The 12651-nt window shown below is 59.3% G+C and carries 11 protein-coding genes; 7 read left to right on the top strand and 4 right to left on the bottom strand.

The genetic code is table 11. The features are described from left to right. Window positions 1–39: 39 nt before the first annotated feature. Entirely contained in the window at window positions 40–1233 is a 1194-nt protein-coding gene (locus tag Q4E11_RS01975; RefSeq protein WP_303163181.1) for an acyltransferase, read from the top strand. Here Q4E11_RS01975 and Q4E11_RS01970 read toward each other — a convergent pair. After that, complete coding sequence (locus Q4E11_RS01970; RefSeq protein WP_303163177.1) at window positions 1143–1565, bottom strand: carboxymuconolactone decarboxylase family protein; 423 nt, start codon at window positions 1563–1565, stop codon at window positions 1143–1145. The two genes, Q4E11_RS01975 and Q4E11_RS01970, sit on opposite strands and share 91 nt — an antisense overlap. 77 nt (window positions 1566–1642) lie before the next feature. Here Q4E11_RS01970 and Q4E11_RS01965 point away from each other — a divergent pair, with 77 nt between their 5' ends. Next, a complete protein-coding gene (locus Q4E11_RS01965; RefSeq protein ID WP_303163175.1) occupies window positions 1643–2599 on the top strand; it encodes a hypothetical protein in 957 nt (318 codons plus the stop codon). Here the strand turns inward: Q4E11_RS01965 and Q4E11_RS01960 are convergent. Beyond that, complete coding sequence (locus tag Q4E11_RS01960) at window positions 2596–3780, bottom strand: MFS transporter (protein WP_303163173.1); 1185 nt, start codon at window positions 3778–3780, stop codon at window positions 2596–2598. The two genes, Q4E11_RS01965 and Q4E11_RS01960, sit on opposite strands and share 4 nt — an antisense overlap. Next, on the bottom strand, window positions 3780–4505 hold the full coding sequence (locus Q4E11_RS01955) for an IclR family transcriptional regulator (RefSeq protein ID WP_303163171.1): 726 nt from the start codon (window positions 4503–4505) through the stop codon (window positions 3780–3782). Before Q4E11_RS01955 ends, Q4E11_RS01960 begins: the two co-directional genes overlap by 1 nt. Before the next feature lie 65 nt (window positions 4506–4570). Between Q4E11_RS01955 and leuC the strand changes: the two genes are divergently transcribed. The 4 genes from leuC to Q4E11_RS01935 are packed head-to-tail and all read left to right on the top strand — an operon-like array spanning window position 4571 to window position 10528. Continuing rightward, window positions 4571–5998: a 3-isopropylmalate dehydratase large subunit gene (gene leuC, locus Q4E11_RS01950; RefSeq protein ID WP_303163169.1), complete on the top strand. Its 1428-nt coding sequence runs from the start codon at window positions 4571–4573 to the stop codon at window positions 5996–5998. A 53-nt stretch (window positions 5999–6051) separates the two neighbouring features. Continuing rightward, on the top strand, window positions 6052–6642 hold the full coding sequence (gene leuD / locus Q4E11_RS01945; RefSeq protein ID WP_303163168.1) for a 3-isopropylmalate dehydratase small subunit: 591 nt from the start codon (window positions 6052–6054) through the stop codon (window positions 6640–6642). 56 nt (window positions 6643–6698) lie between these two features. After that, window positions 6699–8057 carry a 3' terminal RNA ribose 2'-O-methyltransferase Hen1 gene (locus Q4E11_RS01940; protein WP_303163167.1) on the top strand — a complete coding sequence of 453 codons (1359 nt, stop codon included), beginning with the start codon at window positions 6699–6701 and terminating at the stop codon, window positions 8055–8057. Between the two features lie 2 nt (window positions 8058–8059). Next, window positions 8060–10528, top strand: coding sequence for a polynucleotide kinase-phosphatase (locus Q4E11_RS01935; protein WP_303163165.1), 2469 nt, complete (start codon window positions 8060–8062; stop codon window positions 10526–10528). Between the two features lie 4 nt (window positions 10529–10532). Here the strand turns inward: Q4E11_RS01935 and Q4E11_RS01930 are convergent, their stop codons facing one another. Next, entirely contained in the window at window positions 10533–11513 is a 981-nt protein-coding gene (locus Q4E11_RS01930) for an NUDIX hydrolase (protein WP_303163483.1), read from the bottom strand. A gap of 123 nt (window positions 11514–11636) precedes the next feature. Here Q4E11_RS01930 and Q4E11_RS01925 point away from each other — a divergent pair, with 123 nt between their 5' ends. Further along, on the top strand, window positions 11637–12635 hold the full coding sequence (locus Q4E11_RS01925; protein ID WP_303163164.1) for an NAD(P)H-dependent glycerol-3-phosphate dehydrogenase: 999 nt from the start codon (window positions 11637–11639) through the stop codon (window positions 12633–12635). Window positions 12636–12651 lie beyond the last annotated feature (16 nt).

Genomic DNA, 12651 nt, shown 5'->3' with positions numbered 1-12651 from the left:
ATTACACGGTTAATACTTTGCTCGCTTAACATAATTGGCATGAAAGCGCCCACGTCCACCTATGTTCCGGAGCTCACCGGCATCCGTGCAATCGGTGCCTTCGGTGTTCTTCTCACCCACGCCGCATTCTGGACTGGCAACTATACCGATGACTGGACGGGGCGTCTCAACGGACGATTCGAAATCGGCGTGACCATTTTCTTCGTCCTCTCGGCATTTCTGCTTACAGGACGCTGGTTCGCATCGCCTAACGACGGCCACGCGAGCCCACCTAGTCTGCGAAAGTATTTCATCAGCCGCGCAAAAAGAGTCCTGCCGGCCTACTGGATCGTGGTGACGGCGGCGTTCCTCATTCATGCCTCGGACAATCCGCCGCCGGCTGCTGGGGGAATAAGTGGCTGGCTGCGCACGATGTCTTTTACCCAGACGGTGCAGTTCGGTTGGATTCACCCTGGTCTGTCGCAGATGTGGTCGATGGTGGTCGAGGTCGGCTTCTATGTGGTGTTGCCGCTGGTCGGCCTGGCGCTGTGGACGGTCACCAAGGACCGATTGCGTCCTGGGCCGGTACTGGCCATCATCATTGGCTTCGGCGCCATAGGCCCAATCTGGACCGTTCTTTCTCATCAGCAGGATCTTCTGCCAGTGGTGTCGCGGCTGTGGCCGATGGCGTACTTTGATTGGTTCGCTATTGGCATGCTGTTGGCCTACGGCCGCAAGGTTGGCTGGCGCGTGAATCTGGTGGGCAGCTGGCTGGTGTCACTGGCGCTGTTCTTACTCGCCACAACAACTCAGGTGGGTCCGGCCACGCTTGTGCCGGATGATGTTAATCAGGCATTGTGGAAGACCACAATCTATGGGCTGTCCGCTGGCGTGTTCGTAGCACCTATCGCTCTCGGCGCGGAAGTGAAGTGGCTTCGCCATCCGGCCATGATTTGGTTGGGCGAGATTTCCTATGAGTTTTTCCTCATCCATGTCCTGGTGATGGACTGGACGATGAAAATCATGGGCTACCAGACTTTCCAAGGTTCGATGTTCGCGGTGGCGGTAGTCACCGCTGTGGTCACCATTCCGCTGGCATGGCTGCTGCGTCGAGTTACCGATGTCATAACTCGTAGGCCGGGGCCGGATAGCCCATGGGCTGACTATTCTTCGTCGTCAAGCGGACCGAGCTCTTCGACGAGCACCTCCTGCGCGACCTTCATGGCGGACAGGGCGGCTGGTGCGCCGCAGTAGCCCGAAGAATGGACGATGGCTTCGGTGATTTCGGTGCGGGTGAGACCGTTTGCGAGTGCGCCCTTAATGTGACCGCGCAGTTCCTCAGTCGCTCGCAGTGCCACCAGCATGCCGATGTTAAGCAGAGAGCGATCGCGCTTGGCCAGGCCTTCGCGGCTCCACACTGAGCCCCAGACAGTGGCGGTGATGTGCTTTTGCAGTGTCTCCCCGTCCGAACCTGCGTTGCGGGCGAGGGCGGCATCGACGAATTCGTCCCCCATTACCTCACGCCGAATTTTGATTCCGGCATCGTAGCGTTCTGGGGAAAAGAGGTCATCATTGGGATTGCTCATAGGGAATTATTCTAGGCTCTATAACGAAAACTGGGGCGATTTGAGCACAGCCGAGCAAAAGTGAATACGGTGTACTCATGACAAAATCCACACATCGTGATGTGCTGGCGCCACCCGGTCCTGCATGGGCTGGGTCGCTGATGGGCACCTCGATTTTTGCTTCACTGGCTCACCTCCACAATTGGCCGGTGATTCCACTCATACTTTTCATTGTTGCCGCAGGCATTCTCGGCTTCATGATTGTCGGCTGGATTCGATTCAAAAATCCGCCGTTTCGTTCAAAGCTCATGGCTCCGTGGGGCATGCTGGCCATGGGTATTCTGGCCTTCGGTTCCGCCGCAGCGCCACTTTTTACCAACAGCCTGTGGCAGTTGGTGTCCTGGTGGATTGGCGCACCGCTGGCGGTCATTGTCAGCATCCGTCAGCTTCGTGGATTCGAAGGTGAGCCGACTTTTCAGTGGGGTCTCGCGCTGGTCGCACCGATGGTCGCAGCCACTAGTGGCGCGCAGTTGAGCTTCATCTACGGCAATTTCTATTACGTGTGCGCTCAGGCTTTCTTCTGGTGGACGTTGATTACCGTGCTGCCGATTTTGGTGCGCTGCTACCTGGCAATGCTGCGCGGTCGGATGCCGCTTCCTGACAGCCTCGCTGGCACCACGTGGATTCCACTCGGCGTCGTGGGACAGTCCACGGCTGCTGCACAGTTGCTGTTCAATCCGGGTTTCGCCACCGTCTATGGCGCAGTCGTGCTGATTCTGGGCGTGTTCATGGCGCTCATCGCTTTCCGACGGTTCGGTCGCGCCGTATTCCGTTGGGCTGGCTACAGCCCTGCATGGTGGGGGTCGACCTTCCCCGTGGGCACGCTCAGCCTGGGTACTTTCTTGCTGTTTATTACCACCGAAGCTACTTGGCTATTCATTGCCAGCCGCGTACTGCTGTGGCTGCTGGCAATTCACTGGGTAATCTGTGTGGCCCGTTTTGGCACGTGGGCAATGTCTGCGCACCAGGCGCAGAAGATCGCTGAGGCCGCTTAGTCCAACTCGACCCGTCCATCGCGGCTCTCGTCCTCCCGCGGTGCAATTGCCAAAGCAGCCGCGGGGAAGAGCGCGGTGACGGCAAAGAGCGCCGGGAAGCCGACCGCGCCGACGATGGCGCCGGAAAGCGGTGGGGTAGCAGCATAGATGATGTTTTGAAAGGTATTCTGCGTGCCCATCGCACGCCCAGACCAAAACGGTCCCGCGTATTCGGCCACGGCGGTAAAAGCAAGGCCGTTGGGGCTGACAACGGCGACCGCGAGCGCACAGATGATGACCGTGCCAAACGCACGCCAGTCAGCCCAGCCGACAATAATCATGGTGACTGCCAGGACAAAGGTAGTGGCGGAAACCCATCGATACGGCTTGATGCGGGAGCGCACGCGGTCAGAGATTACTCCCATCACAGCCCTCGATCCGGCGCCGAGCAACTGCGCGACCATGACAATTGTGCCCGCCGTGGCATCGGCGTAGCCCACTGATAGCAGCCATACCAAAATGTAGGCCCCCATCATCGACTGCGGCCAGGACAGTAGCGCCGAAGCAATGTGAATGCGCACCAGGTAGCGACTACCACGGTAGGGGCTAGCCGTCACAGCGGGATTCGAGGTGTCCGGGCGCGGCGGATTCTTCACGCCCACTAGCACCAACACTGCCAGCACGGTACACAGAATCGTCGGCATGGCAAGTGCGCCGCCGATTCCGTAATTCTGTGCCAGCGGGTGCAAAGTCACGGCGGACAGGGCGGCACCGAGTGGCTGCGCCATCTGTCGGATGCCCATTGCAGTGCCGCGCTGATGCGGTGGGTACCATCCCGACACCACACGCCCTGATGCTGAATTCACACTTGCCGCCGCGCAACCGGCGAGGAAGAGCGCGCCGCCGAGTAGGGCAGGGCTTTTCGACGCAGCCAGGGCCGCAAGCCCCGTCGTTACGGCAGTAGAGGACAAGCCTGCAAAAAGGGCTGCTCGTTCACCGTAGCGGTCAACGAACCAGCCCCAGGCAATGAGTGTGACAACAACACCGGCTGCCGGCATTGCGGCGATAAGACCTGCGACCGACAGACTGAGGCCGGTGTCCTGCAGAGAGGGGATAAGGAAGGGCACACCCATGTGGACTACCGACGAGCCCACCGCCGCGAACATGGACAGAAGGAGGACGAGGTGGCGGTACGCAGGCATTACAGGCGGGAACTCATATCTTTAGCTGCGGCTAGTACATCGGCACCCCAGCATTCATAGGGCGACGGCGTCATACGTTCAACCGGACCGGAGACGGACAGTACTGCAATCATGCGGTGATGCGTATCAAAAACCGGCGCGGAAACGGAAGCAAGCGCGGGATCGCGCTCACCCATAGATTCCGACCAGCCAAGCCTGCGGCAATCCTCGAGGTCCTGCTGGGAGAAGTCGGCATCGGGCAACACGCGCTGCGCCAGTTTTTCCGGGCCAAAGGCCAGCAGCACGCGTGCTGCAGAGCCTGCGGTCAGCGGCATGCGGGACCCAACCGGCACTGTATTGCGCAGGCCGGTGGCCGGTTCCATGGAGGCAATGCAGGTGCGAGTATCACCCGTTAGTCGATAAAGCTGCACCGATTCGCCGGTGACCTCAACCAGCTTCGGGAGGATGTGCGCGGCGGCGTCGGCAAGCAAGTCCGTGGTGACGGGAGTGAGCTCGGTGAGCCCGGGACCAGTCGTCCAGCGACCATCGGGAGTGCGGGTGACTAGGCGGTGTACTTCCAGCGCGGTGGCCAGACGGTGGGCGGTGGCGCGGGGAAGCCCGGTGTCCTCGCACAGTTCTGCAAGTGTGCGCGGAGTTTCTGCTACCGACCGCAAAATCAGTACTGAACGGTCGAGAACTTTAATGCCGCTTAGGGCTGGAGTCTCGGATGTGCTAATCTGTCCCATGCCATGATATTAACATCTCATACTTTGAGATAAAAGCGATATATCCGGAAGGCGGCTCACCCACTATGCGCACCACGGACACTAGCCCGAAGACACTGGCCGAGAAGGTCTGGCGTGACCATGTAGTCAAGCAGGGCGAAAACGGAGAACCCGATCTGATTTACATCGATCTCCACCTCGTCCACGAGGTTACCTCCCCGCAGGCGTTCGATGGTCTTCGTCTGGCAGGGCGCAAGGTTCGTCGTCCGGATCTGACGATCGCAACCGAGGACCACAATGTTCCAACCACCGTTTCCGGTGGCAATATCGATCTGATTAAGGAACCGACCTCACGCACTCAGATTGCAACTCTGCGTAAGAATGCCGAGGAATTCGGCATTCGCCTGCACCCGATGGGCGATACCGAGCAGGGTATCGTCCACGTCGTCGGCCCGCAGCTGGGCCTGACTCAGCCGGGCACCACGGTGGTCTGCGGTGACTCCCACACGGCAACGCACGGCGCTTTCGGCGCAATGGCCTTCGGTATCGGCACCTCTGAGGTTGAGCACGTTCTCGCAACCCAGACGCTGCCGCTGAAGCCTTTCAAGACCATGGCGGTCAACGTCACCGGAGAGCTGCAGGACGGCGTTACTGCAAAGGACCTGATTCTGGCGATTATCGCCAAGATCGGTACTGGCGGCGGTCAGGGCCACGTCATTGAATACCGCGGCGAGGCCATTGAGAAGCTGTCGATGGAAGCCCGCATGACCATCTGCAACATGTCCATCGAAGCAGGCGCTCGCGCCGGCATGATTGCTCCTGATGAGACCACCTTCGAGTACCTGAAGGGTCGTCCGCACGCTCCGAAGGGCGAGCAGTGGGACGAGGCCGTCGAGTACTGGAAGTCGCTGGTCACGGATGACGACGCCGAATTCGACAAGGTTGTCGAAATCGATGGCTCTGCACTGACTCCATTTGTCACCTGGGGCACCAACCCAGGTCAGGGTGTCCCGCTGGGCGAGGAAGTCCCAGATCCGGAATACATTGCCGAAGACTCCGAGCGCATCGCCGCCGAGCGGGCACTGGAGTACATGGATCTCAAGCCCGGCACTCCGATGCGCGATGTCAACGTCGACGTCGTCTTCGTCGGCTCTTGCACCAACGGCCGCATCGAGGACATGCGCGCAGTTGCCGACGTACTGAAGGGCCGTAAGGTTGCCGACGGAGTTCAGATGCTCATCGTCCCCGGCTCTGCCAAGGTTCGCGCGCAGGCTCAGGAAGAGGGCCTGGACAAGATCTTTGAAGCAGCGGGTGCTGAATGGCGTATGCCGGGCTGCTCCATGTGCCTGGGCATGAACCCGGACCAGCTCACCCCAGGTCAGCGCTGTGCTTCGACATCCAACCGCAACTTCGAAGGCCGCCAGGGCAAGGGGGGTCGTACCCACCTGGTCAGCCCGGCAGTCGCAGCAGCTACCGCAGTGGCAGGCCATTTCGCCGCGCCAGCCGATCTGTAAACAGCCGAACTTTTACACCTAGCCCCACACAGAACTTCTAAGGACCTCTCACCATGGAAAAGTTTGATACTCACACCGGCGTCGGCGTTCCTCTGCAGCGTTCCAACGTGGACACCGACCAAATCATCCCGGCTGTCTACTTGAAGCGTGTTACTCGCACCGGCTTTGAAGATGGCCTGTTTAGCAACTGGCGCAATAACGAGTCCGACTTCGTGCTCAACCGCCCGGAGTACGCCAAGGGCTCCATCCTCGTTGCAGGACCGGACTTCGGTACCGGTTCCTCTCGCGAGCACGCCGTCTGGGCGCTGATGGACTACGGCTTCCGCGTCGTCATTTCCTCCCGCTTTGCCGATATCTTCCGCGGCAACGCCGGCAAGTCCGGTCTGCTGGCTGCACAGATGGAACAGTCCGACGTCGAGCTGCTGTGGAAGCTGCTCGAAGCCAACCCGGGCATGGAGCTCACCGTCAACCTGGAGACCCGCACCGTTGAGGCAGGCGATCAGGTCTTCCCGTTCGAGGTTGACGATTACACTCGCTGGCGTCTGATGGAGGGGCTTGACGACGTCTCCCTGACGCTCCGCAATGAAGAGGATATTGTGGCCTACGAAAAGAATCGTCCGGCCCACAAGCCGAAAACGCTGTAGTCTTCCTGTTCGAAAAAAACGAACATTTCAATCTGCGGCGGCGTTAGACTTGCCGCATGTATCTGGCAATCACCAAACACGCTCGGCCTGATGATTCTGCACGTGATCTGGGATTTATTCTGCGAAAGCATCCCGATCGCGTGCATGAGGCCACATTAAAGTTCGGTGTCGCCAGGGTTTTCTTCCCGCAGGCCACCGATAGCGAATGCACGGCGAGCCTGTGGGTTGTTATCGATCGCGATGAGCTGCTTCGCCTCAAGCAGTACCGCGCCGATACATTCAATCTGACCGGCTACATCAATGACCGGCAGTGGGCAGCGTCATCACTTCTGACCGTGGCGCTGAAGTCCGTCTTTTCTACGGCGATGACGATGGGGAAGCCCTCGCATTACGACGAAGCCGCAAGCGAGCTCACCGCGACGGTCGCTGCGGTGCCCGGAACAGAGGAAGAAATCCGTGCCCTATTTGAGCCGCTCGGGTGGGTGGTGGCGTGTGATTTTTCCAACAATATCGCAGGTCAGAAGTTCTCACCGACGGTGACTCTCTCGGGCTCCGCAACTGTGCGCGATTTGCTCAATCACCTGTATATTTTGCTGCCTGTGCTCGATGGCGGGAAGCACTATTGGGTTGATGACCGTGAAATCGATAAGTTGGTCTCCCGAGCTCAGGACTGGCTGCCAACGCATCCGCAGCGGGAGAAAATCCTGGGACGCTACCTTGCTGATCAGCGAGGGCTGGTCAACGAAGCCGTCGTCAAGCTCGCCGGGAATGTCGACGTGCATAGAAGCGAAAAACCGCTGAATCGTCAGCGGCAAGAGCGCGTATTGCGCGAGGTAAATGCACTGCGCCCGCGCAGCGTGGTGGATATCGGATGTGGCTCTGGCGTGCTGCTCGGGCCGCTGTTGGAGAATCCGCGAATCGCGCAGGTTGTCGGCACGGATGTCTCGCCGGTGGAACTTGCCAAGGCGCACAAGGCGCTAAATGTGGACCGCATGCCGGAGCGCAAAGCTGAGCGGCTTGAGCTTTTCCAGTCATCGGTGACGTATGCCGATGAGCGCATTGCGGATATGGACGTGGCCATTTTGATGGAGGTCATTGAGCATATTGATATAGACCGCCTGCCTGCGCTGGAACGCAATATCTTTGGGCATGCGCGCCCGCAATATGTCATCGTCACCACGCCTAATAGCGAGTACAACGCGTGTTATCCAAATTTGGCGGAAGGCGAATTCCGTCACTTGGATCACCGATTTGAGTTCAGCAGAGCTGAATTTCAGCAGTGGGCGAAGACGGTGGCGGAGAAATTCAACTATCTGGTGGATTTTGACGGCATCGGTGACATAGATCAAACGCATGGTCAACCGACACAAATGGCAGTATTTTCCTACGATTTCACCGTGGCGGAGGAGAACTAATCATGAGCGTGATTTCTATTCCGAACCTCAGCCTGGTCATGCTGGTTGGTGTTTCAGGTGCCGGTAAGTCGACTTTTGCGGCGCGGCACTTCGGCCCATTTGAGGTGGTTTCTTCAGATACCTGTCGCGGGATTGTCTCCAATGACCCGAATAACCAAGCGGCGACCGCGCCTGCCTTTGAGCTGCTGGAGTCAATCGTTGGTAAGCGCCTCGACGCAGGTCTGCTCACGGTGGTCGATGCGACGAATGTGAAGCCACAGGACCGCGCTCGGCTGGTGAAGCTGGCGCGCAGCCACAATGCGTTGAGCGCGGCGATTGTTTTGAATTTGCCGTTGGCAGAAGTGAAGAAGCGGCATGCTGAGCGCACTGACCGCGATTTCGGCGCCAAAGTGTTGGAGCGCCAGCACCGTGACCTTCGCCGAGGGCTGAAGCACATCAAGCGGGAGAAGATTCACAATGTCTTCGTGCTCAATTCTGCGGCGGAAATCAATGATGTCACCATTGAACGCACACCGTTGAAGGTCGACCGCAGTAATCTCCACGGTCCCTTTGACATCATTGGCGATATCCATGGCTGTTTCGACGAGTTGACCAAACTGCTGGGCAAGCTTGGATATGAGCTGTCTGCGGACGGCAAAAATGCTCATCACTCCGATGGCCGCACGGCTATTTTCGTCGGCGATTTGGTGGACCGCGGTCCGAATAGTCCTGCGGTATTGAAGCTGGTCATGGGCATGGTTGGTGCCGGAAATGCGCTCTGTGTGCCGGGAAATCATGACTCGAAGTTGGTGCGCGCGCTCGACGGCCACAACGTCACGACGAAACACGGATTGGCCGAAACGCTGGAGCAGCTGTCAGGCGAAACCCCAGAGTTCCGCAAGCAGGTGCGCGATTTTATCGACGACTTGCCCGTGCACTTCGTGCTTGACGACGGCTCCCTGGTGGTGGCCCACGCGGGTCTGCCGGAGTACTTTCATGGTCGTGCCTCTGGAAAGGTGCGCGAGTTCGCGCTCTACGGAGCAACAACTGGAAACCTCGATGAAAACGGCCTGCCTGAACGCCTTGACTGGGCAGCTGACTATCGCGGCAGTGCCCGCGTGGTCTATGGCCACATGGAGACTACGCGGCTGCGCTGGGTCAACAACACTATGTGCATTGACACCGGTTGTGTCTTCGGCGGCAAGCTCTCTGCACTGCGCTACCCAGAACTGGACACCGTGCAGGTCGATGCCGCACAGACGTGGTGGGAAGCACCCGTGCGTAGCACGCCAGAGCGCCCAGAGTCCGAGCTGCGGATTACCGACGTACTCGGTATCGACGGTATTCAGACTTCCCGCCATGGTCGCATCCGCATTGATGATGACCGTGCCACCGCGGCACTGGAAACCATCAGTCGCTTTACGCTTGCCCCAGAAAAGATTCCCTACCTGCCACCGACGATGTCACCGGCGCCGACTGCGCGGCGGGACGGTTTCTTGGAGCACCCGGAAGAGGCGTTCCGCTACTATACCGAGCACACTGACCAGGTGATTTGCCAAGAAAAGCACATGGGGTCCCGCGCGGTACTGTGTCTCGTCCGCCCTGGAGCAACGACTCGTTTTGGCGATGCCACTTATGCATACACCCGCACGGGTCGGGCTTTCTTCAATGGGGATAATCCAGCACTGAAGAAAATGACGGAAGCCGCCGAGCACGCGGGCCTGTTTGAGCAGTTCGGCGATTGGGTACTGCTCGACGGTGAAATGCTGCCGTGGAATCTGAAGGCACAGGGGCTTATCGACGACCTCTACGCGCCCACCGCTGCCGCAGGTATTGGTGCTGCGACCGAACTCACCGCAGCCCTCCATGCGGCAACTGCGAGGGGAGTAGACGTCGATGGTCCGGCGCCTGATCAGACGCTGCGTGAACTCGAGCAGTTCCGTGCCGCCTATAACCGCTATGTCGACAGCGACAAGAACATTCAGTTCGCGCCGTTCCAAGTGTTGGCCAGTGAAGATGCCACGTGGCACCACCAGCCACATTCATGGCACCTTGACATCGCGGACAAACTGGTTGCAGCTGACAGTGAGATTTTCCGGCACACCCGTCGCTACGTGCTGAACCCCGGCGACTCCCAGGAAACGCAGGCAGCAGCGCAGTGGTGGTTGCAGCTAACGGAATCGGGTGGCGAGGGAATCGTCGTCAAGCCGATGGAAAACGCAGGAGTATCACGGCATGCACAGCCGGGCATGAAGGTGCGCGGACGGGATTATCTGCGCATGATTTACGGTCATGACTACCTGCACCCGCAACGTCTGGAGCGACTGAAGCAGCGAAACTTGCAGCATAAGCAGTCCTCGGCGCTGCGCGAGTATGCGCTGGGCATTGAGGCGCTGGAACGTCTGGCGGCTGGCGAGCCGTTGCATCGGATCCATGTCCCGGTCTTCGGCGTGTTGGCGCTGGAGTCAGAGCCAATGAATCCGAGACTCTAGGAAACTACTTCACCGGCAGGGCAGAGGCGTAGTAATCGGCGGTGGTCATCACACCGTCGTTGAAGCCGAGCACCCACGCCGAACCCTTCTTGCACAGAATCTCGTCATCGAAGGGCAGGGTGCCCTCGGCGGACCAAGCTGCCAGCAGATCGGGGATGGTGATGCCCTGTGAGCAAATTACGCTGACGCCGCCCTGGGCGACAATCTCCTCAAATGCCTTCTTGGACTCAACCTGGTTGGCAATCCAGTGGTTATCGCCGAGGCGCTCGTCGACGGTGACCTGCAGACCCAGCTCAGCGGCCAACGGCGCGACGGTGTCCTGGCAGCGAACCGGCTCAGCGGAGTAGATGCGCTCTGGGCGGAATCCCTCCAGCTCGGAGACCAACAGCTCAGCCTGGCGGCGGCCCTTCTTATCCAGCGGACGCAGCGCATCGTTGCCGCTCCAATTGGCGCGACGGTGAGCGCGGCCGTGACGCACCAGAATCAGACGAGTGTCCGGCTCATTGTTCATGCGCTTGCGGGCCTTTTGCAGCACACCGCGGTCCAGCTCGTAGGAAACTAGCTTTTCCGCCTCGTCCCAGGAAACCCAGCGCAGCTCGTTGACCTCGGAGTTCTGCTCGAAGTCACCATTGATAACCTCGGCGGTCCAGTACCAAACCAGCTTGGTGCGGCCTGCGACAGGGTAGGAGACGTTTCCGACGAGCTTGCCCAGGCGCACCTCGTAGCCGGTTTCTTCCCAAATCTCACGCACAGCGGTGGCAATCAGATTCTCACCGGCATCGAGCTTGCCCTTCGGCAGAGACCAGTCGTCATAAGAAGGGCGGTGGATGACACAAATTTCAGGGTTCTTGACATCACCGCGCCACAGAACTGCGCCTGCTGCGTAGGTCGGCTTGGTCACGTCCTGGCCTGGCTTCGTCGGAATTTGGCGCAGGCGGCCAGTCACAGATGTATCGCCCTTAAGGTCTTTGTCCTCTTCGTGCATCATCGTGAATCCCCTTTCAGTGCTGTATCGCCGACCTAGTTTAGTATCGCTGGCGGGAGCACGTCTCGCTAGACTTGTGGGAACTCGCTCACAATTTTAAGTAACGGATGAGAGGTCGCGACGATGGTACAGATTGCAGTAATGGGCGCCGGCTCATGGGGCACGACACTGGCCAAGGTTTTTGCCGATGCCGGAAATCCGGTGAAGCTGTGGTCGCGGCGCCAAGAGCAGGCACAGCGCATTCAGATTTCGCGTGAAAATCACGACTATCTGCCGGGGCTGTTCCTGCCGAACAACATCGAGGCGACCTCCGATGCTGCATACGCGCTTGCCGACGCCGACGTCGTCGTCCTTGGTGTTCCCTCCCAGACGCTGCGCGAGAACCTGGCTAAGTGGAAAGACCTCCTCGGGCCGGAAACTATTCTGCTCAGCCTGGCCAAGGGAGTGGAGAAGAAGACGCACCTGCGTATGAGTGAGGTCATTGCGGAGGTCACTGAACTGCCGTCGGAACGCATTGCTGTGCTGTCCGGTCCGAACCTGGCTCGTGAGGTGGCGCTGGAGCAGCCGGCGGCGACAGTGATTGCCTGCACGGATGAGAACAACGCGAAGATGATTCAGGCGGCGGTGGCGACCAATTACTTCCGCCCGTACACCAACACCGATGTCATCGGCTGTGAGATTGGCGGTGCCTGTAAGAACGTTATTGCGCTGGCCTGCGGTATGGCCTCTGGTCAGGGGCTGGGGGAAAATACGCTGGCGACCATCATTACCCGTGGCCTGGCCGAAATCATGCGTCTGGGCAACGCCGTCGGAGCCGAGGAAAAGACGTTCGCAGGTCTGGCGGGCCTGGGCGACCTAGTGGCGACGTGTTCCTCGCCGCTGTCGCGTAACCGCACCTTCGGTGACCGCCTCGGTCGTGGAGACACCTTGGAGCAGGCACAGCACGCCACGCGCGGACAGGTCGCCGAGGGCGTGATCTCCTCGATTTCCGTGCGCGATCTGGCTCGTCGCAATGGCGTGGAAATGCCAATTACCGAGGCCGTTTACGCCGTTTGCCACGAAGGCGAGAAGGTTGACAAGATTATTCGAGATCTGATGGGGCGCAGCCGCAAGGCGGAGTAACCAATTAAGGCGGCTC

This window comes from Corynebacterium sp. (genome assembly GCF_030532195.1).
In the GTDB taxonomy this organism is placed as follows: domain Bacteria; phylum Actinomycetota; class Actinomycetes; order Mycobacteriales; family Mycobacteriaceae; genus Corynebacterium.
Note: the sequence above shows the minus strand (reverse complement) of the source record. Positions and strands in the feature narration are given on the sequence as shown.

Coding starts and splice junctions, on each gene's coding strand:
- Q4E11_RS01970 (WP_303163177.1), bottom strand. CDS start 1,565: ATGAGCAATCCCAATGATGACCTCTTTTCCCCAGAACGCTACGATGCC.
- leuC (WP_303163169.1), top strand. CDS start 4,571: ATGCGCACCACGGACACTAGCCCGAAGACACTGGCCGAGAAGGTCTGG.
- Q4E11_RS01930 (WP_303163483.1), bottom strand. CDS start 11,513: ATGCACGAAGAGGACAAAGACCTTAAGGGCGATACATCTGTGACTGGC.
- Q4E11_RS01975 (WP_303163181.1), top strand. CDS start 40: ATGAAAGCGCCCACGTCCACCTATGTTCCGGAGCTCACCGGCATCCGT.
- Q4E11_RS01960 (WP_303163173.1), bottom strand. CDS start 3,780: ATGCCTGCGTACCGCCACCTCGTCCTCCTTCTGTCCATGTTCGCGGCG.
- Q4E11_RS01965 (WP_303163175.1), top strand. CDS start 1,643: ATGACAAAATCCACACATCGTGATGTGCTGGCGCCACCCGGTCCTGCA.
- Q4E11_RS01925 (WP_303163164.1), top strand. CDS start 11,637: ATGGTACAGATTGCAGTAATGGGCGCCGGCTCATGGGGCACGACACTG.
- Q4E11_RS01940 (WP_303163167.1), top strand. CDS start 6,699: ATGTATCTGGCAATCACCAAACACGCTCGGCCTGATGATTCTGCACGT.
- Q4E11_RS01955 (WP_303163171.1), bottom strand. CDS start 4,505: ATGGGACAGATTAGCACATCCGAGACTCCAGCCCTAAGCGGCATTAAA.
- leuD (WP_303163168.1), top strand. CDS start 6,052: ATGGAAAAGTTTGATACTCACACCGGCGTCGGCGTTCCTCTGCAGCGT.
- Q4E11_RS01935 (WP_303163165.1), top strand. CDS start 8,060: ATGAGCGTGATTTCTATTCCGAACCTCAGCCTGGTCATGCTGGTTGGT.